This window comes from Streptomyces sp. NPDC104831, from assembly GCF_055583025.1.
Genome location: NZ_JBVJOT010000001.1, coordinates 127,557 through 150,820, shown reverse-complemented (window position 1 = coordinate 150,820; position 23,264 = coordinate 127,557). Strand labels below are relative to the sequence as shown.

General features: G+C 74.9%; 24 protein-coding genes. 17 read left to right on the top strand and 7 right to left on the bottom strand.

Translation table 11 applies throughout. The features are described 5' to 3' along the window. Nucleotides 1-62 precede the first annotated feature (62 nt). Complete coding sequence (locus ACZ63H_RS00650; protein WP_467932513.1) at nucleotides 63-413, bottom strand: hypothetical protein; 351 nt, start codon at nucleotides 411-413, stop codon at nucleotides 63-65. A gap of 115 nt (nucleotides 414-528) precedes the next feature. After that, nucleotides 529-1,311: an SDR family NAD(P)-dependent oxidoreductase gene (locus ACZ63H_RS00645; RefSeq protein WP_469860784.1), complete on the bottom strand. Its 783-nt coding sequence runs from the start codon at nucleotides 1,309-1,311 to the stop codon at nucleotides 529-531. Between the two features lie 64 nt (nucleotides 1,312-1,375). Between ACZ63H_RS00645 and ACZ63H_RS00640 the strand changes: the two genes are divergently transcribed. The 5 genes from ACZ63H_RS00640 (at nucleotide 1,376) to tsaE (ending at nucleotide 6,919) form a co-directional block, all read left to right on the top strand. Beyond that, nucleotides 1,376-1,747, top strand: a complete 372-nt coding sequence (locus tag ACZ63H_RS00640) for a holo-ACP synthase (RefSeq protein WP_358688044.1) — start codon at nucleotides 1,376-1,378, stop codon at nucleotides 1,745-1,747. 53 nt (nucleotides 1,748-1,800) lie between these two features. Continuing rightward, nucleotides 1,801-3,234, top strand: a complete 1,434-nt coding sequence (locus ACZ63H_RS00635) for an NAD(P)H-hydrate dehydratase (protein WP_469860782.1) — start codon at nucleotides 1,801-1,803, stop codon at nucleotides 3,232-3,234. A 622-nt stretch (nucleotides 3,235-3,856) separates the two neighbouring features. Further along, a complete protein-coding gene (gene alr / locus ACZ63H_RS00630; protein WP_469860780.1) occupies nucleotides 3,857-5,026 on the top strand; it encodes an alanine racemase in 1,170 nt (389 codons plus the stop codon). Between the two features lie 149 nt (nucleotides 5,027-5,175). After that, entirely contained in the window at nucleotides 5,176-6,441 is a 1,266-nt protein-coding gene (locus ACZ63H_RS00625; protein WP_469860778.1) for an alpha/beta fold hydrolase, read from the top strand. Further along, complete coding sequence (tsaE, locus tag ACZ63H_RS00620; protein WP_469860776.1) at nucleotides 6,401-6,919, top strand: tRNA (adenosine(37)-N6)-threonylcarbamoyltransferase complex ATPase subunit type 1 TsaE; 519 nt, start codon at nucleotides 6,401-6,403, stop codon at nucleotides 6,917-6,919. The genes ACZ63H_RS00625 and tsaE overlap by 41 nt, the downstream gene beginning before the upstream one ends. A 76-nt stretch (nucleotides 6,920-6,995) precedes the next feature. Here the strand turns inward: tsaE and ACZ63H_RS00615 are convergent, their stop codons facing one another. Next, complete coding sequence (locus tag ACZ63H_RS00615) at nucleotides 6,996-7,553, bottom strand: hypothetical protein (protein ID WP_469860774.1); 558 nt, start codon at nucleotides 7,551-7,553, stop codon at nucleotides 6,996-6,998. Between the two features lie 123 nt (nucleotides 7,554-7,676). Here ACZ63H_RS00615 and tsaB point away from each other — a divergent pair, with 123 nt between their 5' ends. The 8 genes from tsaB to ACZ63H_RS00575 all read left to right on the top strand — a co-directional run bounded on the left by tsaB (nucleotide 7,677) and on the right by ACZ63H_RS00575 (nucleotide 14,569). Beyond that, a complete protein-coding gene (gene tsaB / locus ACZ63H_RS00610) occupies nucleotides 7,677-8,333 on the top strand; it encodes a tRNA (adenosine(37)-N6)-threonylcarbamoyltransferase complex dimerization subunit type 1 TsaB (protein WP_469860772.1) in 657 nt (218 codons plus the stop codon). A gap of 29 nt (nucleotides 8,334-8,362) precedes the next feature. Further along, nucleotides 8,363-8,863: a ribosomal protein S18-alanine N-acetyltransferase gene (rimI, locus tag ACZ63H_RS00605; protein ID WP_469860961.1), complete on the top strand. Its 501-nt coding sequence runs from the start codon at nucleotides 8,363-8,365 to the stop codon at nucleotides 8,861-8,863. Beyond that, the gene (gene tsaD, locus ACZ63H_RS00600; RefSeq protein WP_467932502.1) at nucleotides 8,856-9,962 is read left to right on the top strand and encodes a tRNA (adenosine(37)-N6)-threonylcarbamoyltransferase complex transferase subunit TsaD; all 1,107 of its coding nucleotides are present in this window, start codon (nucleotides 8,856-8,858) and stop codon (nucleotides 9,960-9,962) included. Before rimI ends, tsaD begins: the two co-directional genes overlap by 8 nt. After that, nucleotides 9,959-10,216 (top strand): hypothetical protein, encoded by a 258-nt coding sequence (locus ACZ63H_RS00595; RefSeq protein WP_469860770.1) that lies wholly within the window; start codon nucleotides 9,959-9,961, stop codon nucleotides 10,214-10,216. Before tsaD ends, ACZ63H_RS00595 begins: the two co-directional genes overlap by 4 nt. Before the next feature lie 320 nt (nucleotides 10,217-10,536). After that, on the top strand, nucleotides 10,537-11,574 hold the full coding sequence (locus ACZ63H_RS00590) for a LacI family DNA-binding transcriptional regulator (RefSeq protein ID WP_469860768.1): 1,038 nt from the start codon (nucleotides 10,537-10,539) through the stop codon (nucleotides 11,572-11,574). Nucleotides 11,575-11,721: 147 nt separating this feature from the next. Continuing rightward, nucleotides 11,722-12,777 carry an LCP family protein gene (locus ACZ63H_RS00585; protein ID WP_469860766.1) on the top strand — a complete coding sequence of 352 codons (1,056 nt, stop codon included), beginning with the start codon at nucleotides 11,722-11,724 and terminating at the stop codon, nucleotides 12,775-12,777. Nucleotides 12,778-12,899: 122 nt separating this feature from the next. Continuing rightward, nucleotides 12,900-13,256 (top strand): YciI family protein, encoded by a 357-nt coding sequence (locus ACZ63H_RS00580; RefSeq protein ID WP_469860764.1) that lies wholly within the window; start codon nucleotides 12,900-12,902, stop codon nucleotides 13,254-13,256. A gap of 32 nt (nucleotides 13,257-13,288) precedes the next feature. Further along, complete coding sequence (locus ACZ63H_RS00575) at nucleotides 13,289-14,569, top strand: RNA polymerase sigma factor (RefSeq protein ID WP_469860762.1); 1,281 nt, start codon at nucleotides 13,289-13,291, stop codon at nucleotides 14,567-14,569. On the opposite strand, the gene ACZ63H_RS00570 is transcribed toward ACZ63H_RS00575, so the two are convergent. Continuing rightward, nucleotides 14,554-15,720 (bottom strand): THUMP-like domain-containing protein, encoded by a 1,167-nt coding sequence (locus tag ACZ63H_RS00570; protein ID WP_469860760.1) that lies wholly within the window; start codon nucleotides 15,718-15,720, stop codon nucleotides 14,554-14,556. The two genes, ACZ63H_RS00575 and ACZ63H_RS00570, sit on opposite strands and share 16 nt — an antisense overlap. A gap of 90 nt (nucleotides 15,721-15,810) precedes the next feature. Here ACZ63H_RS00570 and ACZ63H_RS00565 point away from each other — a divergent pair, with 90 nt between their 5' ends. The 3 genes from ACZ63H_RS00565 (at nucleotide 15,811) to groL (ending at nucleotide 19,822) form a co-directional block, all read left to right on the top strand. Then, nucleotides 15,811-16,743: a polysaccharide deacetylase family protein gene (locus tag ACZ63H_RS00565; RefSeq protein WP_469860758.1), complete on the top strand. Its 933-nt coding sequence runs from the start codon at nucleotides 15,811-15,813 to the stop codon at nucleotides 16,741-16,743. A 1,027-nt stretch (nucleotides 16,744-17,770) separates the two neighbouring features. Beyond that, complete coding sequence (groES, locus tag ACZ63H_RS00560; RefSeq protein ID WP_004955293.1) at nucleotides 17,771-18,079, top strand: co-chaperone GroES; 309 nt, start codon at nucleotides 17,771-17,773, stop codon at nucleotides 18,077-18,079. 117 nt (nucleotides 18,080-18,196) lie between these two features. Then, entirely contained in the window at nucleotides 18,197-19,822 is a 1,626-nt protein-coding gene (gene groL / locus ACZ63H_RS00555) for a chaperonin GroEL (protein WP_469860756.1), read from the top strand. A gap of 80 nt (nucleotides 19,823-19,902) precedes the next feature. Here groL and ACZ63H_RS00550 read toward each other — a convergent pair whose 3' ends face one another. From ACZ63H_RS00550 to ACZ63H_RS00540, 3 genes are all read right to left on the bottom strand, one after another. Next, nucleotides 19,903-20,610, bottom strand: coding sequence for an ester cyclase (locus ACZ63H_RS00550; protein ID WP_469860755.1), 708 nt, complete (start codon nucleotides 20,608-20,610; stop codon nucleotides 19,903-19,905). A 76-nt stretch (nucleotides 20,611-20,686) separates the two neighbouring features. Further along, nucleotides 20,687-21,460 carry an SDR family NAD(P)-dependent oxidoreductase gene (locus tag ACZ63H_RS00545; RefSeq protein WP_469860753.1) on the bottom strand — a complete coding sequence of 258 codons (774 nt, stop codon included), beginning with the start codon at nucleotides 21,458-21,460 and terminating at the stop codon, nucleotides 20,687-20,689. 75 nt (nucleotides 21,461-21,535) lie between these two features. Continuing rightward, complete coding sequence (locus ACZ63H_RS00540; protein ID WP_469860751.1) at nucleotides 21,536-22,204, bottom strand: MOSC domain-containing protein; 669 nt, start codon at nucleotides 22,202-22,204, stop codon at nucleotides 21,536-21,538. 81 nt (nucleotides 22,205-22,285) lie between these two features. Between ACZ63H_RS00540 and ACZ63H_RS00535 the strand changes: the two genes are divergently transcribed. Next, the gene (locus tag ACZ63H_RS00535; RefSeq protein ID WP_467932465.1) at nucleotides 22,286-23,185 is read left to right on the top strand and encodes a LysR family transcriptional regulator; all 900 of its coding nucleotides are present in this window, start codon (nucleotides 22,286-22,288) and stop codon (nucleotides 23,183-23,185) included. Nucleotides 23,186-23,264 lie beyond the last annotated feature (79 nt).

The window sequence follows — 23,264 nt, the reverse complement described above, 5'->3', positions numbered from 1 at the left end:
CGGGGCGGACGGCCGATCGCCGTCCGCCCCGGACGCCCCGCTCGCCCCCGATGGGCGGGCGGTCACCAGTTGATGCAGGTCTTCGGCACCCAGCCGGTCTTCTTGTCGCCGCCGTAGAACCACAGGTTGCTCTTCTTGCCGCAGGCCGTGTACGAGCCGCCCTTGTAGGCCTTGCCGTCGTTGCAGAGCGCGCCCTTGCGGCCCTTGCCCCAGATGCCGACGGCCGTGGCGGACGTCTTCGGGGAGGTGCGGACGTTGACGGTCTGCTTGGCCTTGACGTTGACGATCGCCTTGCTGCAGTCCTTCGGCGGGGTCGCCGCGGAGGCGGTGCCGGCGCCGGCGACGGTCCCGGTGAGGGCCGCGCCGACGAGTGCGGCGGTGGTGAGCGCGCTGCCCAGGAACCTCGACTTCAAGATCTTGTCCTCCCGTTGGGTGCGGGCGCCGCGCTCGAACACGCGCGACGCCGGTCACCCGGAAGGCTACTGGGAATCCGCCCGGACGTGATCTTGAGGGCGTCGTACGCGGTGCTCAGTGGACGGACAGGCCGCCGTCCACGTGGACCGACTGGCCGGTGACATAGGCGGAGGCGCGGCTCGCCAGGAACACGGCCGCGCCCGCGAAGTCCTCGGCCAGGCCGTTGCGGCCGGTCATCGTGCGCGCGGCCAGGGCCGCCACCCGCTCCGGGTCGGCCGACAGCCGCGCGTTGAGCGGGGTCATCACGAAGCCCGGAACCAGGGTGTTGCTGGTGACCCCGTACGGCGACCACGCCTCGGCCTGCGAACGGGCCAGCGACTCCAGCGCGCCCTTCGACACGCCGTACGCGCCGCTCTGCACGAACGCCCGGTGCGCCTGCTGGGAGCTGACGTGGATGATCCGGCCGAAGCCCCGCTCGGCCATCCCCGGCCCGAACCGCTGCCCCAGCAGGAACGGCGCCTCCAGGTTCACCGCCATGGTGGCGTCCCACACGTCCTCGCCCAGCTCCCCCAGCGGCGGACGCAGGTTGATCCCGGCGGAGTTGACGAGGATGTCGGGCTCCCCGAACACGGCCGCCGCGTCCTCGGCGGCCCGGCGCACCCCGTCCCGGCTGCCCAGGTCGCCGCTCACCCACGCCGCCCGGCAGCCGTCCGCGGCCAACTCCGCGACCGTCTTCGCCAGTTCCTCCTCGCGCCGGGCCACGACCACCACCCGCGCCCCGGCCCGCGCCAGCGCCCCGGCGATGGCCCGCCCGATGCCCGAGCTGCCCCCGGTCACCAGCGCGACACGGCCGTCCAGCGAGAACAGGCCGGAGAGATAAGCGTTCGATGAGGTCATGCCCGCAGCGTAGGCGACGTGGTGTCGCCGGGACGCCGTCGGCCGGGGTCGTAGGGTGCTGGCCATGAGCATCATCGGGGTGGGCATCGACGTCGCCGAGATCGACCGGTTCCGGGCGTCCCTGGAGCGGACGCCGGGGCTGGCGGCCCGGTTGTTCGTGGAGCGCGAGCTGCTGCTGCCCAGCGGGGAACGGCGCGGCATCGCCTCGCTGGCGGCCCGGTTCGCCGCCAAGGAGGCCCTGGCCAAGGCGCTGGGGGCGCCGCCGGGACTGCACTGGACCGACGCCGAGGTGTACGTGGAGGACAGCGGGCAGCCGCGGCTGCGGGTGAAGGGCACGGTGGCCGCGCGCGCGGCGGACCTGGGCGTCCGGGCCTGGCATGTGTCGCTCAGCCACGACGCCGGTGTCGCCTCGGCCGTGGTGATCGCCGAGGGCTGACCGCGCCGGCGCGCGGGTGTGGACGGCGGGGATTCGGGGGCAGACTCGGTGCCATGCGTACTGCGTACAGCGTGGAGACGGTAAGGGCGGCCGAACGGGCCCTGATGGCGCGGCTCCCGGAGGGAGCGCTGATGCAGCGGGCCGCCGCCGGGCTGGCCGCCGCCTGCGCCGGACTGCTCGGGCGGGTGTCCGGCAGCCGGGTGGTGCTGCTGGTCGGCAGCGGGGACAACGGCGGGGACGCCCTGTACGCGGGGGCCCGGCTGGCCCGGCGCGGCGCCGGGGTGACCGCCGTCCTGCTGGCGCCCGAACGGGCCCATGCGGGAGGGCTCGCCGCGCTGCGCCGGGCGGGCGGCCGGACCGTCACGGCGGACGGGGCCGAGGCGGCGATCGCCCGGGCCCGCCTGGTCGTGGACGGGATCGTCGGCATCGGCGGCAAGGGCGGGCTGCGGCCGGACGCCGCCCGGCTCGCCGAGGCGGTGGCGCGGTCCGGGGCCGCGGTCGTCGCCGTGGACCTGCCCAGCGGCGTCGACGCGGACACCGGCGAGGTGCGGGGGGCCGCGCTGCGCGCCGACCTGACCGTCACCTTCGGCGCGTACAAGCCCGGACTGCTGGTGGATCCCGCGCGGGAGTACGCCGGGGTGGTCCGGTTCGTCGGCATCGGCATCGAACCGCCGCCCGCCGACGCCGTGCTCCAGGCCCTGCAACACGCCGACGTGGCACGGCTGTTGCCGACGCCGGAGGCGGAGAGCGACAAGTACCGGCGCGGGGTCGTCGGGATCGCGGCGGGCTCCGCGCGGTACCCGGGCGCCGCCGTGCTGGCCGTGTCCGGGGCACTGCGCGGCGGGGCCGGGGCCGTACGGTACGTCGGCCCGGCCGGGGACGCGGTCCTCGCGCGCTTCCCGGAGACCCTCGTCTCCGACGCCGGACCCGCCAGGGCCGGGCGGGTGCAGGCGTGGGTGACCGGGCCGGGCGCCGGGGACGACGCGGCGGCCGTGGCCGAGGTGCTGGCGACCGACGTGCCCGTGCTGCTCGACGCGGACGGGCTGCGGCTGGCCGACCGGGACGCGGTACGGCGGCGTACGGCGCCGACGCTGATGACCCCGCACGCGGGGGAGGCCGCCGCGCTGCTGGGGGTGCGGCGCGAGGAGGTCGAGGCCGGCCGGCTGGCCGCGGTGCGCGAACTGGCCGCGGCGTACCGGGCGACGGTCCTGCTCAAGGGCTCCACGACCCTGGTCGCCGGCCCCGGCGGCGGACCGGTACGGGTCAACCCCACCGGCACGCCCTGGCTGGCCACGGCCGGCAGCGGCGACGTGCTCTCCGGGCTCGCCGGCTCCCTGCTGGCGGCCGGACTGGACGCGCTGGACGCCGGAAGCGTGGCCGCCTACCTGCACGGGCTGGCGGGCCGTTTCGCCGCCGACGGCGCCCCGGCCGGGGCACACGACGTGGCGGCCCGCATCCCGCAGGCGTGGCGGAACGTACGGGACTGAGGCGCCGGGCTTCCGGACCCCGCCCGGGCGCGGTGGCCGGCTCCGGGGCGGGGCCCTTGCGGCCTGACGGCCCTTACGGAGGTGCCCGGGTGCTGCCGGCCGGCTCCGGGGCGCCGCCCTTGCGGGTTCGCCGGGGTGCCGGTGGTCGTCGGACCGTGCGGGGGTCTGGCGCGCTGTCCTTGCGGGTTCGCCGGGGTGCCGGTGGTCGTCGGACCGTGTGGGGGTCCGGGGCGCTGTCTTTGCGGGTTCGCCCGGGTGTCGGTGGTCGCTGACGCGTGCGGCTCCGGGGCGCCGCCCTTGCGGGTTCGCCGGGGTGCCGGTGGTCGTCGGACCGTGTGGGGGTCCGGGGCGCTGCCCTTGCGGGTTCGCCCGGGTGTCGGTGGTCGCTGACGCGTGCGGCTCCGGGGTGCTGCCCCTGCGGGTCCGTCCGGGTGCCGGAACGTGCGGGAGGCGGCCCGGTCAGGTGCCGGTGGCCGTCGCGCCGTGCGGGGCGGGGCGGTGCCCTCAAGGGGCCTGCGCGGGCGTCGGCGGGGGCCGGGCCGTGCGGGTCCGGGGCGCCGTCGTCGCGGTGCGTGCCGGTGGCGCCGGGGGCCGTCGGCGGGCTCTGAGAGACTGGGGCGCGATGACTGAGACAGCAGCTGAGCCGACCGCCGCCCTGCGCGCCCGCGCCGAGATCGATCTGGGCGCCCTGCGCGCCAACGTGCGCGCCCTGCGCGCCCGGGCGAAGAGCGCCGCCGTGATGGCCGTCGTCAAGTCCGACGGCTACGGACACGGCGCGGTGCCGTGCGCCCGTGCCGCCCTCGCGGCCGGCGCCACCTGGCTCGGCACGGCCACCGCCGAGGAGGCCCTCGCGCTGCGCGCCGCCGGGCTGTCCGGCCGCGTGCTGTGCTGGCTGTGGGCGCCGGGCGGCCCCTGGCGGCAGGCCGTCGAGGCCGACATCGACGTGTCGCTCAGCGGCATGTGGGCGCTGCGCGAGGTCACCGCCGCCGCCCGCGCGGCGGGCCGGCCCGCGCGCGTGCAGCTCAAGGCCGACACCGGGCTCGGCCGCAACGGCTGCCAGCCCGGCGCCGACTGGGCCGAACTGGTCGGCGCCGCCCTGCGCGCCGAGGCCGAGGGGCTGGTCCGCGTCACCGGACTGTGGTCCCACTTCGCGTGCGCCGACGAGCCGGGGCACCCCTCCATCGCCGCCCAGCTCACCCGCTTCCGGGAGATGGTGGCGTACGCCGAGGAGCGCGGCGTACGGCCCGAGGTGCGGCACATCGCCAACTCGCCGGCCACCCTCACCCTCCCCGAGACCCACTTCGACCTGGTCCGCACGGGCATCGCGATGTACGGCGTCTCGCCCAGCCCGGAGCTGGGCACCCCGGCGGACCTCGGGCTGCGCCCGGTGATGACGCTCAGCGCCTCGCTGGCCCTCGTCAAGCGCGTCCCGGGCGGCCACGGCGTCAGCTACGGCCACCACTACGTCACCCCCGGCGAGACCACCCTCGGCCTCGTGCCGGTCGGCTACGCGGACGGCATCCCGCGGCACGCCTCGGGCACCGGTCCGGTGCTGGTCGACGGCAAGTGGCGGACGGTCGCCGGACGGGTCGCCATGGACCAGTTCGTGGTGGACCTCGGCGGCGACGAGCCCCCGGTGGGCACCGAGGCGGTGCTCTTCGGACCGGGCGACCGGGGCGAGCCCACCGCCGAGGACTGGGCGCAGGCCTGCGGCACGATCGCGTACGAGATCGTCACCCGCATCGGCGCCCGGGTTCCCCGCGTCCACGTGAACGAGCGGGAAGCCGGGTAACCCGTCCCGGCGGCGGCCCCGGGCCTGCGGCCCACCGGCGTCACCCCGGTCCCGCCGGCGCCGGTCCGGACCGGCGCGCCACCCGGCCCCGCCGGTACCGTCCGTTTCACCCGTCCAGGCGAACCCCACCAGGCAAAGAGGAGCGGTACGTGAGCGAGAGCAGCGCGGAGGCCGTGGCGGACATCGTCGCCTCGGCCGCCGCCGACTCCGCCGCGCGGGCGGCCGGGAGCTGGCGCAGGGCGACCGGCATCGCCGGTGCCGCGCTGGGCGTCCTCGCCGCGGGCGCGGCGGCCGGTGTCGCCGTGGAGCGGATGACGGTGGGGCGCGGGATGCGCCGCAAGGCCCGGCTGGCGCTGGACGCGACGGGCCCGTACGGCACCCTGCGCGGCACCCCCGGCACGGCGTACGCCGACGACGGCACCGAGCTGTACTACGAGGTCGACGAGACGGAGCCCGACCGGGAACCGGAGGTCTCCCCGCGCCGCCGCCGGCTGTTCGGCCGCAAGGCGCCCGCCCCGGTCACCGTGGTCTTCTGCCACGGCTACTGCCTCAGCCAGGACTCCTGGCACTTCCAGCGGGCCGCCCTGCGCGGGGTGGTCAGGACCGTGCACTGGGACCAGCGCAGCCACGGCCGGTCCGCCCGGGGCGTGGCCCAGACCCGGGACGGGGAGCCCGTCACCATCGACCAGCTCGGCCGGGACCTGAAGGCCGTGCTCGACGCCGCCGTCCCCGACGGCCCGGTGGCGCTGGTCGGCCACTCCATGGGCGGGATGACGGTGATGGCGCTGGCCGCCCAGTACCCCGAGCTGATCCGGGACCGGGTGGTCGCCGCCGCCTTCGTGGGCTCGTCGTCCGGAAGGCTCGGCGAGGTCAACTTCGGGCTCCCGGTGGCCGGCGTCAACGCGGTGCGCCGGATCCTGCCGGGGGTGCTCCGGGCCCTCGGCCAGCAGGCGGAGCTGGTGGAGAAGGGGCGCCGGGCCACCGCCGACCTGTTCGCCGGGATCATCAAGCGGTACTCGTTCGCGGGCCGGGACGTCGACCCGGCGGTGGAACGGTTCGCCGAGCGGATGATCGAGTCGACCCCGATCGACGTCGTCGCCGAGTTCTACCCGGCGTTCGCCGACCACGACAAGACGGAGGCGCTCGCCTGCTTCCGGGACGTGCCGGTGCTGGTGCTGGCCGGCGTGCGGGACCTGGTCACGCCCAGCGAGCACAGCGAGGCCATGGCCGACCTGCTGCCGGACGCCGAGCTGGTGCTCGTGCCGGACGCCGGGCACCTGGTGATGCTGGAGCACCCGGAGGCGGTCACCGACCGGCTCGCCGACCTGCTCACCCGCGCGGGCGCCGTGCCCGCAGGGGCTACCGTAAGTGGCTATGGAACGACCAGCAGCACCAGCAGCGCACGAGGCCGCTGAGATCCGCCTGACGATCACCTCCCCCGAGCGGATGCGGGAGCTGGGCCGACGGCTGGCCGAGCTGCTGCGCGCGGGTGACCTGGTGATGCTCAGCGGGGAGCTCGGCGCGGGCAAGACGACCCTGACCCGCGGGCTCGGCGAGGGGCTCGGCGTGCGCGGCGCGGTGACCTCGCCGACCTTCGTGATCGCCCGGGTCCATCCGTCCCTCGGCGGCGGCCCGCCCCTCGTGCACGTCGACGCCTACCGCCTGGCCGGCGGCCTGGACGAGATGGAGGACCTGGACCTCGACGTCTCGCTGCCCGACTCGGTGATCGTCGTGGAGTGGGGCGAGGGCAAGGTCGAGGAACTGACCGAGGACCGCCTCCAGGTCACCATCCACCGCGCGGTCGGCGACACGACGGACGAGGTCCGGCACGTGACGCTGACCGGGCTGGGGGAGCGCTGGTCCGAGGCGGACCTGGCGACACTGACGGGCTGAGCACCCGCGCACCGGGGGCGGCCGGGAGGGGGACGCGCGGCCGGCCGGCGGCGCCGCACCGACGGACGACGTGGCCTCAGCGGATCACCACGACCGGCACCCCGATGGTGGCGAACCGCCACATCGCGTCGCCGTCCCCCCGGCCCTCCCGGATCCCGCCCGTCTTCACACTCGGCTCGGCCGGCAGCGCCGAGCCGCTGTGCACCGCCGCGCTGAACCCGATCACCACCCCGTCCACGCTGGTGAACCGCACCACGTGCTCGACGGGCAGCCCGTCCGTGCCGGTGGCCGTGTGGGAGCGGGAGGTGACCCAGTAGGTGCCCGGTGCCGGGTCCACGCTGCCCGGCCGCACCGTGAAGGTGCGCTGCACCCGGTCGCCGGGGGAGACCAGCCAGACCCGGTCGTCGTCCACCGAGTACACCACCCGTTCACCCGATCCGGAGCCGTCCGGCAGGGCGGTCGGGTGGTGCCGGTCCCGGGGCGCCTTCGCCTTCGCCGCGGCGGACGCGCTCGCCGCCGGCCCGTCGCGCAGCGCGGCCGGCACGGTCGCCTGGGCGCGGAACGCCAGGAAACCGACCGTTCCCAGGGCCGCCGCGGTGAGGCCGGCCACGATCGCCGAGCTGGTCCCTGCCACCTGCGCCCACCTCTGCTTCGAGTCCGTTTCGGGTTATATGTCGCATTCGTCCAGACCGTAGCAGTCGGTGGCCGTCCGTCCCCGGCGGCCGTGCGCGAGCCGCGGGCGCCGTAGGCTGTTCGCGTGCTCTTGCTCGCTCTGGATACCGCAACACCCGCCGTCACCGTCGCGCTGCACGACGGCACGGACGTCATCGCCTCGTCGAGCCAGGTGGACGCGCGCCGGCACGGAGAGCTGCTGCTGCCGGCCGTCGACCGGGTCCTCACCGAGGCCGGACTGAAGCTGGACGCCGTCACCGGCGTCGTCGTCGGCACCGGGCCCGGCCCCTACACCGGTCTGCGCGTCGGCCTGATGACCGCGGACACCTTCGGCCTGGCGCTCGGCGTCCCGGTGCACGGCGTGTGCACGCTGGACGGCCTCGCCTACGCCGCCGACATCGAGAAGGGCCCCTTCGTCGTGGCGACCGACGCCCGGCGCAAGGAGGTCTACTGGGCGACGTACGCCGACTCCCGCACCCGGCTGACCGACCCGGCCGTGGACCGCCCCGCCGACATCGCCGAGCGGGTCGCGGGCCTCCCCGCCGTCGGCGCGGGCGCGCTGCTCTACCCGGACACGTTCCCGAGCGCCCACGAGCCCGAGCACGTGTCCGCCGCCGCGCTCGCCTCGCTCGCGGCGGAGCGGCTGGCGGCGGGCGGGGAGCTGCCCGCGCCCCGGCCGCTGTACCTGCGCCGTCCGGACGCCCAGGTCCCCAAGAACTACAAGGTGGTCACCCCCAAGTGACACAGCCGGCCCCTCCCCGACTGCGCGAGATGCGCTGGTGGGACATCGACCCGGTCCTGGGACTGGAACGGGACCTGTTCCCCGAGGACGCCTGGTCCCGGGGGATGTTCTGGTCCGAGCTGGCCCACGCCCGGGGCCCCGAGGCCACCCGGTGCTATCTCGTCGCCGAGTCCGCCGACGGCCGGATCGTCGGGTACGGCGGCCTGGCCGCGGCCGGTGACGTGGCCGACGTCCAGACCATCGCCGTCGCCCGGGACCACCAGGGCACCGGCCTCGGCGGCCGCCTGCTGGCGGAACTGCTGCGCGCGGCGACCGCGTTCGAGTGCCCCGAGGTGATGCTCGAGTGCCGGGTCGACAACGTCCGCGCCCAGAAGCTCTACGAACGCTTCGGCTTCGTCCCCGTCGGCTTCCGGCGCGGCTACTACCAGCCCGGCAACGTGGACGCCCTGGTGATGCGCCTGACCACGGGATCCGACAGCGGCCCCGCCGCCGGATCCGCCCCCGTACAAGGAACCGAGAGCAATGACTGACTCACGCGACGAGCCTCTCGTACTCGGCATCGAGACCTCCTGCGACGAGACCGGTGTCGGCATCGTCCGCGGCACCACCCTGCTGGCGGACGCCGTCGCCTCCAGCGTCGACGAGCACGCCCGCTTCGGCGGTGTCGTGCCGGAGGTGGCCTCCCGCGCCCACCTGGAGGCGATGGTCCCCACCATCGACCGCGCGCTGAAGGAGGCGGGGGTCGGCGCCAAGGACCTGGACGGCATCGCGGTCACCGCGGGCCCCGGCCTCGCGGGCGCCCTGCTCGTCGGCGTCTCGGCCGCCAAGGCGTACGCCTACGCCCTCGGCAAGCCCCTGTACGGCGTCAACCACCTCGCCTCCCACATCTGCGTGGACCAGCTGGAGCACGGCCCGCTGCCCGAGCCGACGATGGCCCTGCTGGTCTCCGGCGGCCACTCCTCCCTGCTGCTGTCCACGGACATCACCTCCGACGTGCGCCCGATGGGCGCGACCATCGACGACGCGGCCGGCGAGGCCTTCGACAAGATCGCCCGGGTGCTGAACCTGGGCTTCCCCGGCGGCCCGGTCATCGACCGCTACGCCAAGGAGGGCGACCCGGAGGCGATCGCCTTCCCGCGCGGCCTGACCGGCCCCCGCGACCCGGCGTACGACTTCTCCTTCTCCGGTCTGAAGACCGCCGTGGCCCGCTGGATCGAGGCCAGGCGCGCGGCCGGCGAGGAGGTCCCGGTCCGCGACGTGGCCGCCTCCTTCCAGGAGGCCGTGGTCGACGTGCTGACCCGCAAGGCCGTCCGCGCCTGCAAGGACGAGGGCGTGGACCACCTCATGATCGGCGGCGGGGTCGCGGCCAACTCCCGGCTGCGCGCCCTCGCCCAGGAGCGCTGCGAGGCGGCCGGCATCCGGCTGCGCGTGCCGCGCCCCAAGCTGTGCACGGACAACGGCGCGATGGTGGCCGCGCTGGGCGCCGAGATGGTCGCCCGCAACCGGGCCGCCTCCGACTGGGACCTGTCGGCGGACTCCTCGCTGCCGGTGACCGACCCGCACGTTCCGGGGCGCGGCCACGACCACGACCACGTGCACGAGGTCAGCAAGGAGAACCTGTACTCGTGACCGTCGCCCTGATGTGGGAGGCGCGGGCGGCCGACGGGCGGGGCGCCGACCTGCTCGCCTGGGCCCGCGCCCAGCGCCTCGCCGAGGAGCCGCTGCGCCGGGAGACCTTCCGCGCGCCGCAGGACCGGGTCCTGGTCGTCACCTGGTGGGACGCGCCGTACGACGCCCCGCTCCCGGAGCTGCCCGAGCCGGACCCGGAGCTGGTGACCCGGACCGCGCACCGGTGGCGGTTCGAGTCGGTGGGGGCCGACTGAGGCCGCGCGCGGGACGACCGAGGTTGCGCGGGCACCCCCTTCCTGCGCTATGATCATCACACAGCGAACGGCCGGAACACCGGCCCGGAGCAAATGCGTTGGTGGTCCAAGGAAAGACGCCCCGCTTCCTGCGGGGAAATGCAGGTGCAAGGCCTGCCCGGCGCTCCACTCGAACACCCCGCCCCCGGGACACCGGAGGCGGGGTGTTCGCGTTGTGGCGCCCCTCGTCGAATGTTTCGATAGTCATTCCGAATGTTCCGAAGCTCCGTGCGGAGCACACTTCTTCGTCCCCGTGTCCCCGCGCGGATACGATCGCTCGCATGAAGCCTCCGAAGCCCGCAGAAACACAGACGGCGACCCTCGCCGAGATCGCCCGGGAGGCCGGGGTCTCCGCTCCGACTGTTTCGAAGGTCCTCAACGGCCGCGCGGACGTCGCCCCGGCGACCCGCGCCCGGGTCGAGGAGCTGCTGCGCGCCTACGGCTACCGGCGCCGACGTGCCGAGGCGTCCCGTTCGCCGCTGATCGACCTCGTCTTCCACGAGCTGGAGAGCGCCTGGGCGCTGGAGGTCATCCGGGGAGTGGAGAACGTGGCCAGGGACGCCGGGCTGAGCGTGGTGCTCTCCGAGTCGGCGGGCCGGCTCACCCCCGGCCGGACCTGGGCCGACCAGGTCGCCGCCCGCCGCCCGCACGGCGTGGTGCTGGTGCTGTCCGACCTCGACGAGTCCCAGCGGGCCCTGCTGACCAGCCGCTCCATCCCGTTCGTGGTGATGGACCCGGCCGGCGACCCGGGGCCGGACGTGCCCTCCATCGGCGCCACCAACTGGCAGGGCGGGCTCGCCGCCACCCGGCACCTGGTCGAACTCGGCCACACCCGGATCGGCGCGATCAGCGGCCCCTCCCGGATGATGTGCAGCCGGGCCCGGATCGACGGCTACCGGGCGGCCCTGGAGACGGCCGGGCTGCCCGCGGACCCCTCGCTGGTCCTCGCCGGCGACTTCCACCACGACGCCGGCTACCGGCTGGGCCTGGAGCTGCTGCGCCGCCCGGACCGGCCCACCGCCGTCTTCGCGGGCAACGACCTCCAGGCCCTCGGTCTGTACGAGGCCGCCCGCGAACTGGGGCTGCGCGTCCCGGAGGACCTCAGCGTGGTCGGCTTCGACGATCTGCCGGTGGCCCGCTGGGTGGGCCCGCCGCTGACGACCGTACGGCAGCCGCTGACCGAGATGGCCGAGGCCGCGGCCCGGCTGGTGCTGGAGCTGGGGCGGGCCGAGGACGAGCGGACGACGACCCGGGTGGAGCTGGCGACGAGCCTGGTCGTGCGCTCCAGCACGGCCCCTCCCGCGGCTGCCGGGGGCTGACGCCTCGACGGGCGGGGCGCGCGCCGGCGGTGACGCCGAGGCGAACCGCCGCTGCCGACGGTGCCATCGGATGAGAATTTCACAAGAAAACCGGCTCGCGCCGAAACGGCCGACTATCCGTTCATCATTCGGACTTATGTTCCTGTCGTGACGCGACACGAGGAGCAAGGCGACACGGGCAGACGCGTGGGCCGGCGGCCCAAAGCGCTCAAGATCGCCGGCCTGACCCTGACGGGTGCCCTGGTGCTGGCCGCCGCGACGGCGGGCTGGGCGTACTGGCACCTGAACGGCAACATCACCAGCGTCGACATCGACAGCGCGCTCGGCGACGACCGGCCCGCCCGCGCGGTGCTCACCCCCGCCCCGACCGCCTCCGCCGACGCCTCCCCGGTGGACACCGGCTCGCTGAACATCCTGGTCCTCGGCTCGGACTCGCGCAGCGGCGCGGCCAACCGGGAACTGGGCGGCGGGGACAGCGAGGGCGCCCGGTCCGACACGGCGATGGTCGTGCACCTCGACGCGGGCCGGACGGCGGCGACCGTGGTCAGCATCCCGCGCGACACGCTCGTCACCCGCCCGTCCTGCCCGCTGGACTCGGGCGGCACCTCGGCACCGGCGTACGGCGCGATGTTCAACAGCGCCTACGCGGTGGGCGGTCCGGTCTGCGCGGTGAAGACCGTGGAGACCCTCACCGGCGTGCGCATGGACCACTTCCTCGAAATCGACTTCTCCGGCTTCGCCCGGCTGGTCGACGCGCTCGGCGGGGTGGACGTCACCACCGGCCAGGACATCGACGACGACCAGAGCCACCTCCACCTGAAGGCCGGCACCCACCACCTCGACGGCACGCGGGCGCTGGCCCTCGCCCGCACCCGGCACGGCATCGGCGACGGCAGCGACCTGGGCCGCATAGGACTCCAGCAGACGCTGGTGAAGGCCCTGCTGGAGCAGGTCTCCGGTGCCGGGCTGCTGACCGACCCGGCCCGGCTCTACCAGGTCGCCGACGCCGTCACCGCCGGCCTCACCACCGACACCGGCCTGGACTCCCTGGGCGAGCTGATGAGCCTCGGCCGCAGCCTCGGGGACCTGACCGCCGACCGGGTGAGGACCGTGACGATGCCGGTCGTCACGGCCCCCTCCGACCCCAACCGGGTGATCCCCGAGGAACCCCGGGCGGGCGAACTCTGGGCGTCCCTGCGCTGAGGTCCGGGGCGCGGAAAAATCTCCGCGACTTTTTTCCGGCCGCCTGTCGATCCGGGCGTCTCCCGTTCGACGTACAGGTGAGCGGCGGGGAACGGCCCCGCCGCCCGACCCAGGGAGACACCATGCCCCGCTACCTGTCGATCGTGCGCCTCGACGAGTCCGCCGCGCCCGCCGAGGGCCCCGGCCCGGAGCTGATGCGGCGGATGGGCGAGCTGATCGAGGAGATGACCAAGGCCGGAGTCCTGCTCGACACCGCCGGGCTGACCCCCGCCGCGCAGGCCGTCCGGGTGGACTGGGACGGCGAGCGGGCCTCCGTCACCGACGGCCCGTTCACCGAGGCCAAGGAGGTCGTCGGCGGCTACGCGTTCATGCAGTGCAAGGACCGCGCCGAGGCCGTGGAGTGGACCCGCCGCTTCCTCGGCATCCACGGACCGGACTGGACCCTCTCCTGTGAGCTGCGGGAGATCGCCGAGGGCTGAGCCGCTTGGCCCGGGGGCCCGCACGGTGTTGCATGTGGGCTGTGCGACCACAGCCCACGGCAGCCGAGCCGACCCCCGCCCACGCCATCGAGACCGTCTTCCGGCTGGAGTCGCCGCGCGTGATCGCCGGTGTCGCGCGCATCGTGCGGGACGTCGGCATCGCGGAGGAACTGGCGCAGGACGCGCTGGTCGCCGCGCTGGAGCAGTGGCCCCGGGACGGGGTGCCCGACAACCCCGGCGCCTGGCTGACGGCCACCGCCCGGCACCGGGCCGTCGACCTGGTCCGGCGCCGCGAGACCTACGCCCGCAAACTCGCCGAGGTCGGCCGGGACCTGGAGACCACGGCGCCGCCCGAGGAGCCCGCCGACCCGGACGGCATCGACGACGACCTGCTCCGGCTGGTCTTCACCGCCTGCCACCCGGTGCTGTCCCCGCAGGCCCGCACCGCGCTCACGCTGCGCCTGCTGGGCGGCCTGACCACGGCCGAGATCGCCCGCGCCTTCCTGGTGCCGGAGGCGACGGTCGCCCAGCGCATCGTCCGCGCCAAACGCACCCTCGCGGCCGGGAACGTGGCCTTCGAGGTGCCCTGCGGACCCGACCGCGCGGCCCGCCTCGGCTCCGTCCTGGACGTCATCTACCTGATCTTCAACGAGGGGTACGCGGCCACCGCCGGCGACGACTGGCTGCGCCCCGGGCTGTGCGAGGACGCGCTGCGGCTGGCCCGGGTGCTGTCCGCGCTGATGCCCCGGGAGCCCGAGGCGCACGGCCTGACCGCGCTGCTGGAGTTCCAGGCGTCCCGCACCGCCGCCCGCACCGCGCCCGACGGCACACCGGTGCTGCTGGAGGACCAGGACCGCCGCCGCTGGAACCGCATGCTCATCGCGCGCGGCGTGCGCGCCCTGGAGCGCGCCGGAGCCACGGCGGCGGGCCCGCCCGGCCCGTACGCCCTCCAGGCGGCCATCGCCGCCTGCCACGCCCGCGCGCACACCTACGAGGAGACCGACTGGCGGGCCATCACCACCCTGTACGGCCTGCTGGCCGCCCGCGCGCCGTCCCCCGTGGTCGAGCTGAACCGCGCGGTCGCCGTGTCGATGGCCGACGGCCCGGAGCGGGGGCTGGCGCTGGTGGACGCCCTGGCCGCCGAGCCCGCGCTGCGCGGGTACCACCTGCTGCCCAGCGTCCGCGGCGACCTGCTGTCCCGGCTCGGGCGGGCCGCGGAGGCCCGCGAGGAGTTCCTGCGGGCCGCGGAGCTGGCCCGCAACGCGCGGGAACGCGCCCTGCTGCAGCGCCGGGCGGGTCAGCCCAGTGGGTGACCGATCAGCATCGTCGGCGCCCCCGCCACCCGGGTGAGGAAGACGGTGGCCGCGTTCGGTCCCTGCGGGCGGACCTTGCGGCGCAGCTCCTCCGGCTCGACGGCCGAGCCGCGCTTCTTCACGGTCAGCGTGCCGACCTCCCGCTCGCGCAGCAGCGCCTTCAGCCGCTTGACGTTGAAGGGGAGTCGGTCGGTGATCTCGTAGCCGGTGGCGTACGGCGTGGGCCGCGGCTCGTCGGCGGTGACGTAGGCGATGGTCGGGTCCAGCAGCCCGCCGTCCAGCTCCCCGGCCACCTCCGCGACCAGGTGCGCGCGGATGACCGCGCCGTCCGGCTCGTACAGGTACCGGCCCACCGGCCGCACCGCCGGGTCGGGCAGGCCCCGGCCGAGCAGCGTGCGGGGTCCCGGCAGCAGCGTGGCCCGCACGGCGCCCGGCGCCCCGGTCCCGAACCACAGCACCGCTTCCTTCACGTCCCCGCCGTCCGAGATCCACTCCGCCTCGGCCTCGGCCGGGACGATCTCGTGCGGGATGCCGGGGGCGATCTTCAGCGCGGCCCGGGGCGCCCGGCGGGCCGTCTCGACCGCCCAGGACAGCGGCGGCGAGTACGCCTCCGGGTCGAACACCCTGCCGCGCCCGCCCCGCCGGGCCGGGTCCGCGAACACCGCGTCGTACCCGGCGGTGTCCACCTGGGTGACATCGGCCTCGCGCACCTCGATCAGGTCCGAAAGGCCCAGCGCCTCGGCGTTGGCGCGGGCCGCCGCGGCGGCCCGCGGGTCGCGGTCCACGGCCAGCACCCGGATCCCGGCCCGGGCCAGCGCGATCGCGTCCCCGCCGATGCCGCAGCACAGGTCGGCCACGGAGGTCACGCCCAGCTCGGTCAGCCGCCGCGCCCGGTACGCCGCCACGCTCGCCCGGGTGGACTGCTCGACCCCGTTGGGGGTGAAGAACATCCGGCCGGCGTCCTCGGCCCCGAACTTCGCCGCCGCCCGCTGCCGCAGCCGGGCCTGGCCCAGCGCGGCCGAGACCAGTTCGGCGGGGTGGTCGCGGCGCAGCCGGGTGGCCACCGCCAGTTCCCGCGCGGGCTCGGTGTCGCGCACCTCGTCGAGGAGGGCGCGGCCTTCGGGGGTGAGGAGCAGAGCGAGGTCGTTCACCGGCTCATTGTGGGCCAGTCGGTGGATGGCGCGCTCCCGGCGGCGGTGTCGGCCCGGGGCGCGGGCCGGGGCCTGGGAGGATCCGGCACCATGCGAGAAGTAGTACAAAATGACAAAAGTCGGGCACGGGTCGCGAAGGCGGACGCCGGAAGCCGGGCCGGGGCCGCGAAGACGGCCGCGGCCGCCACCGCCCTCGCACTGGCCGCCCTCCTGTCCGGCTGCGCCGGCGACCCCGCCCCCGCCCCGGCCCACGGCGGCCCCGCCCACCCCCGGGACCCGCGCGCCCGCCAGGCCGCCGAACACGCCCGGCTGGCCGCCGCCGCCCGGCGCTGGGGCCTGGCCCGCGCCCCGCTCACCCCTCCGGCCCCGCCCGCCGACAAACCCCGGATCACCCCCCGGGACGGCTTCGAGGTGGACGGCCAGGAGGAGGAGGACCTCCCGCCGGTCTTCACCACCGTCCCCACCCGGCAGAAGGTCGTCTTCCTCACCATCGACGACGGCGCCGAGAAGGACCCGGCGTTCCTGCGCATGATGAGCGAGCTGAAGGTGCCGTACACCGCGTTCCTCAGCAACTACGTCATCGAGGACGACTACGGCTACTTCCGCCGGATGCAGGCCCAGGGCGTCACCCTCAACAACCACACCCTCACCCACCCCTACCTGCCCGGCCTGTCCTACGAGGAGCAGCGGGACGAGATCTGCGGCATGCAGACCGTCATGAAGAAGCAGTTCGGCAAGGCGCCCACCGTCTTCCGGCCGCCCTACGGCAACTACAACGGCGACACCCTGCGCGCCGCCAAGGACTGCGGCATCGAGTACGCGCCCATCTGGGACGAGGAGGTCTTCGTCGACCACTGGGAGTACCGCGACTGGGACCGCCGCCTGCACCCCGGCGACATCGTCCTCACCCACTTCCGCGGCCGGGACGACTGGAACGGCACCATGGTGGACGACATGCGGCGCTTCCTGGACAAGGTCACCCGCGAGGGCTATGCCGTCGCCCGGTTGGAGGACTACCTGTGAGGCGCCCGCGGGGCCCGGCCGCGGTCCTCGCCGCGGCCCTGCTCCTGACGGGCTGCGCCCAGTCCGTCGACCCCCTCGAACGCCTCGGCAGGAAGGCCGCCGCGAGGGTACGCCCGCACGCCACTGCCGACGGCCGGAACCACCGGCACGGGGGCCCGGCCCGTCCCCTCGCCGGCTCCCTGGCCCGGCCGGCCCGCCCGCCGGCCGCGCACCGGGGAGCCGCCCCGCCCCCCGTCGTCGACCACGCCCCCACCCGCCACCCGGCCGTCCTCCCCACCTACGACGACGGCGCCGAGGACGACCCCGGCCTCGCCGGCATGGTCCGCGCACTGCGGCTCCCGGTCACCCTGCTCCCCGCCGGCGTCGCCGCCCCCGGTGACCGCCACGCCGCCCGCCCGTGCGCCCCCGGCATCGGGAACCACGGCGTGGGCCACCCGGCCCGGCCGGACCGCCGTACGCCGCCCGGCGCGCCGGCATCCGCGGCCGGCCGGACCGCCTCCGCACCCGCCTCGGCGCCCGCCCCCGCCTGCTCCGCCTGTCCTGAGGCGCCCACGCCCCCGCCACCCGGTGCGCCGCGGCCGGCCGCGGCGTCGTGGCGACCGCCCTGTGGCGCGCGGCCCTCGCCCCGGCCGGCCTCACCCGCCCCCTCGGCCCCGCCGGCATCGTCCGCGTGGGCCCCGTCGGCCCGGCGGGCGTCCCGCTGCGCGCACGCACGGCACGCGTCCTCGGAGCGGCCCGGGAGCGGGGCCTGACGGTGGCCCGGATCGAGGGGCTGCCTCCGGCTTCTTCCGTAGGAGCCGGCCCTCCGGTCAACGCCGGGACGGCCGATTCACCACCGCCGCGCCGCGCGGCATTGGCACTCCGCTTGACCGAGTGCTAACCCCGGTCATAGTCTCGGCTCTGGCACTCCGCAGGTGAGAGTGCCAACAAACGCGACGGGCAGGTCCGGCACCCGCGACGACGGATCGACCTGGTCGCCACCTCAGACAGTTAACCCCGTGAGATCTCCGAAGGGGGAGGTCGGATCGTGACGACCGCCAGCTCCAAGGTTGCCATCAAGCCGCTCGAGGACCGCATCGTGGTCCAGCCGCTGGACGCCGAGCAGACCACGGCCTCTGGCCTGGTCATCCCGGACACCGCGAAGGAGAAGCCCCAGGAGGGCGCCGTCCTCGCCGTGGGCCCGGGCCGGTTCGAGAACGGCGAGCGGCTCCCGCTCGACGTCAAGGTCGGCGACGTCGTCCTCTACAGCAAGTACGGCGGCACCGAGGTGAAGTACAACGGCGACGAGTACCTCGTCCTCTCGGCTCGCGACGTGCTCGCGATCATCGAGAAGTAATCACCTCAAGCAACTCTCCGCTTGAGCTGCGCCCCTGGCCCCCGCGATCGAACAGAAGCCGGGCGCCCGGGGCGCGGCGTTTTTCACCTACAGATTTCCGAGAGGGCTCCCGCTGTCATGGCGAAGATCCTGAAGTTCGACGAGGACGCCCGTCGCGCCCTTGAGCGCGGCGTCAACAAGCTTGCCGACACCGTCAAGGTGACGATCGGCCCCCGCGGCCGCAACGTCGTCATCGACAAGAAGTTCGGCGCCCCCACCATCACCAACGACGGTGTCACGATCGCCCGCGAGGTGGAGATCGAGGACCCGTACGAGAACCTCGGCGCCCAGCTGGTGAAGGAGGTGGCGACCAAGACCAACGACATCGCGGGTGACGGCACCACCACCGCCACCGTGCTCGCCCAGGCGCTCGTCCGCGAGGGCCTGAAGAACGTCGCCGCCGGTGCCTCCCCGGCCGCCCTGAAGAAGGGCATCGACGCCGCGGTCAAGGCCGTCTCCGACGACCTGCTCGCCACCGCGCGCCCGATCGACGAGAAGTCCGACATCGCCGCCGTCGCCGCGCTGTCCGCCCAGGACCAGCAGGTCGGCGAGCTGATCGCCGAGGCGATGGACAAGGTCGGCAAGGACGGTGTCATCACCGTCGAGGAGTCCAACACCTTCGGTCTGGAGCTGGACTTCACCGAGGGCATGGCCTTCGACAAGGGCTACCTGTCGCCGTACTTCGTGACGGACCAGGAGCGCATGGAGGCCGTCCTCGACGAGCCGTACATCCTCATCACGCAGGGCAAGATCTCCGCCATCACGGACCTCCTGCCGCTGCTGGAGAAGGTCATCCAGGCCGGCTCCTCCAAGCCGCTGCTGATCATCGCCGAGGACGTCGAGGGCGAGGCCCTGTCGACCCTGGTCGTCAACAAGATCCGCGGCACCTTCAACGCCGTCGCGGTGAAGGCCCCCGGCTTCGGCGACCGCCGCAAGGCGATGCTCCAGGACATGGCCGTCCTCACCGGCGCCACCGTCATCTCCGAGGAGGTCGGCCTCAAGCTCGACCAGGTCGGCCTCGACGTGCTCGGCTCCGCCCGCCGCATCACCGTCACCAAGGACGACACCACGATCGTCGACGGCGCCGGCAAGTCCGAGGACGTGCAGGGCCGCGTCGCGCAGATCAAGGCCGAGATCGAGAACACCGACTCCGACTGGGACCGCGAGAAGCTCCAGGAGCGCCTCGCGAAGCTGGCCGGCGGCGTGTGCGTGATCAAGGTCGGCGCCGCCACCGAGGTGGAGCTGAAGGAGAAGAAGCACCGCCTGGAGGACGCCATCTCCGCGACCCGCGCCGCGGTCGAGGAGGGCATCGTCTCCGGTGGTGGCTCCGCTCTGGTCCACGCCTCCAAGGTCCTCGAGGGCAACCTCGACAAGACCGGCGACGAGGCCACCGGTGTCGCCGTGGTCCGCAACGCCGTGGTCGAGCCGCTGCGCTGGATCGGCGAGAACGCCGGCCAGGAGGGCTACGTCATCGTGTCCAAGGTCAAGGACCTGGACAAGGGCCAGGGCTACAACGCCGCCACCGGCGAGTACGGCGACCTGATCAAGGCCGGCGTCATCGACCCGGTCAAGGTCACCCGCTCCGCCCTGGAGAACGCCGCCTCCATCGCCTCCCTGCTGCTCACGACCGAGACCCTGGTCGTCGAGAAGAAGGAAGAGGAAGAGCCGGCCGCGGCGGGCCACAGCCACGGCCACGCCCACTGAGGCAACGCCCACCGGGGCAACGCCCGTGAGTGAAGGCCCGGCGCCCCTTGCGAGGGGTGCCGGGCCTTCGCCCTGTCCGCCTACCGCTCCAGCTCGTCCAGCGCACCCAGCTGCTGCATCAGCCCCAGCTGGTCGTGCTGCCACCACAGCTCGGTGATCTTTCCGCCGGTGCCGAACCGGAACAGCGTCATCCCGGTCATGGCGGCCCGCCGGCCGGTGGGCGCGATGCCCAGGAAGTCGCCCCGGTGCGTGCCGCGCCACGACCAGCGGGCGCAGGCCCGGTCGTCCTCGGCGAGCACGTCCTCGACGGTGAACGCGAAGTCGAAGGCGGCGCGCCACATCCGGAACTCGGCGCGCGCGTGGTCCAGCCCGACGGTGTCCTGCGGGTTCATCGGATCGCGGCTGTGCACGTCCTCGTCCAGCAGGTCGTTCAGCGGCGGCAGCCCACCCGCGGCGCCCAGCGCCTCGAAGAACCGGCGCACGACGCGCTCCGCCGGGCGCACGTCCCGTACGACGTCCAGACCGGTGAACCTCGGCCGTTCGTCACACAGCGCCCCCAGATCCCGGAAGACCCGCTCGGTCTCCGGGAGCCGCGAGGTCCGCATCGCCTCCTCGTACGACGCGAACTCCACCACTTCCACCACGTGCGACGCGTCCGCGCGGTCCCGGCCGACCACCGTGTGCGTCGCCGTCCGGCTCCCGTCGGTGTGCCGGGCCCAGTCGTCCACCAGCCGGTTCACCTCGTCCAGCCGGCTCGTCCTGCACTCGATGAGCTGTACGAAGGTCATGGCGCCGCCTCCGGCCCCCTGGTCCGGTACCGTCCCGCCCATCTTCCCACCGGGACGGCGGCGCCACCCGCGCGCGCTACCGCGGCCCGTACTTGCGCCCCGTCCGTGAGCTGATCCCGCCGAGCAGCCCGCGCGGCGTCACCTTCACCAGGCCCATCAGCGCCTTGTACCGGGGATCCGGGATGGACAGCGTCCTGCCGCGCGCCAGGTCGGCCAGCGCCGCCGCGACCAGCTTGTCGGCGTCCAGCCACAGCCAGCCGGGGATGTTGTCGGTGCCCATCCCCGCCCGCTGGTGGAACTCGGTGCGCACGAACCCCGGGCACAGCGCCATCAGCCGGACCCCGCTGCCCGCCAGGTCCCGCGCCGCGCCCTGGGTGAACTGCACGACCCACGCCTTCGACGCGCCGTAGGTGCCGCGCGGCACGAAGGCGGCCACCGAGGCGACGTTCACCACCCCGCCCCGGCCGCGCTCGCGCATCGCCCCGGCCGCCGCCGACGTCAGCCGCAGCACGGCCTCGCAGTGCACCTTCAGCATCCGCAGCTCGTCCGCCATCGACACGTCCAGATAGCGGCCCTTGTTGCCGAAGCCGGCGTTGTTGATCAGCAGGTCGACCGGGTTCTTCCGGTCGCCGAGCCGGGCGGCCACCGCCTCGATGCCCTCGTCCAGGGAGAGGTCGGCGGGCAGCACCTCCACCTCGACGCCGTGCCGGTCGTGCAGTTCCGTCGCCTGTTCGCGCAGCCGCCCGGTGTCCCGGGCCACCAGCACCAGGTCCTGCCCGTCAGCCGCCAGCCGCCGCGCGAACGCGGCGCCGATCCCCGCGGTCGATCCCGTAATCAGAGCCGTTGTCATGGCCCAAGGGTAGTGACCCGGGCCGACGGCCCCCGCGGGCCGCGCGCCGTCCGTCCCCCGGCCGCCGGCGGCCGCTCAGACCCGCTGCTCCGCCACGTACGCGCGGGCCCTCGCCAGCGTCTCCGCGTGCAGTGCCTCGCCCGCCGCGAGCAGCCGGGGCAGCAGTTCGCGCTCGGTGGTCACCGCGCGGAACTGCATCCGCGCCGTCACCCCGTGGTCCGGCCGGTACACGACCTCCACCGGGTCGCCCGAGCGGATCTCACCCGGCTCGATCACCCGGAGGTAGGCGCCCGTCGCGCCCTTCCGGGTGAACCTCTTGATCCAGCCGCGCTCGCCCATGTGGCCCTGGAAGGTGGCGCACGGGATGCGGCCCGCGGTCACCTCCAGCACCACGTCCGCGCCGATCCGCCAGCGCTCGCCGACCAGCGCCCCGGAGACGTCCAGACCGTCCGTCGTCAGATTCTCGCCGAAACAGCCGTTGGCCAGCGGCCGGCCGAGTTCCCGCTGCCAGGCGTCCAGGTCCTCGCGGGCGTACGCGTACACCGCCTGGTCGTCCCCGCCGTGATGCCGCGTGTCGCACACCGCGTCCCCGGCCAGCCCGCTCGTGCCGACCCCCTTGGGACCGGGCGCCGCCACCCGGACCGGCCCCTCGGCCGGCTGCTTGTGGATGCCGGTCACGCCGTCCGGCTGGCTGGTGTACGGCACGGGCCGGGGGCGGCCCAGATTGACGGAGAGAAGCTTCATCCCAGCACGCTAAGCGATCGGCGCCCAAAGTGGTGAAGCGTTATCGGGCGCAGCACCCAAAGGTTGGCTTATGCTCGGAGGGTGATCGAGGCCCGTCATCTCCGCGTCCTGCGCGCCGTCGCCACCACCGGCTCCTTCTCGGCGGCCGGACGCGAACTGGGCTGCACCCAGCCCGCCGTCAGCCAGCAGATGAAGGCCCTGGAGGCCTCGGTCGGCACCCCGCTGCTGGTCCGCAACGGACGCGAGATGCGCCTGACCCAGGCCGGCGAGGCCCTCGTCCGGCACGCCTCCGGCATCCTCGCCGGGCTGACCGCGGCCGAGGAGGAGGTCGCCGCCATCGCCGGCCTGCGCGCGGGCCGGGTCCGGCTGGTCTCCTTCCCCAGCGGCAGCTCCACGCTCGTGCCCACGGCCCTGGCCGCGCTGCGCGCCGCCCACCCCGGCACCCGCGTCTCCCTGGAGGAGGCCGAGCCCCCGAAGTCCGTGGCGCTGCTGCGGGAAGGCGACTGCGACCTCGCGCTGGCCTTCCGCTACGAGGGGGCCGCGGTCGCCGAGGAGTGGGACGATCTCGTCGTACGGCCCCTGCTGACGGACCGCCTGGTCGCCCTGGTGCCCGAACGGCACCGGCTCGCGCGGGCGGAGACCGTCGCCATCGGCGAACTGGCCCAGGAACCGTGGATCGCGGGCTGCCCGCGCTGCCGCGGCCAGCTGGTGGAGGTCTGCGAGGGGGCCGGCTTCACCCCGCGCATCGATTTCGCCACCGACGACTACCCGGCCGTGGTCGGCCTGGTCGGCGCGGGCCTCGGGGTCGCCGTACTGCCCCGGCTGGCCGTGGAGTCCGTACGGCCGCGCGGCGTGCGCGCGGTACGGCTGGAGCCGGCGGTGCGACGCGAGATCGTCGCCCTGACCCTGCCCGACCTGGCCCAGGTGCCGGCCGTGGCGGCGACCCTGGAGCAACTGGCCCGGGCGGCCGGTCGCATGTGACGGCCGAGCGCGCGGCGGCCCGCCGCGCGGCGTCACGGGCACGCGCGCGTGCCCCCGCGCGGGATCTGCCCCGGGCTGG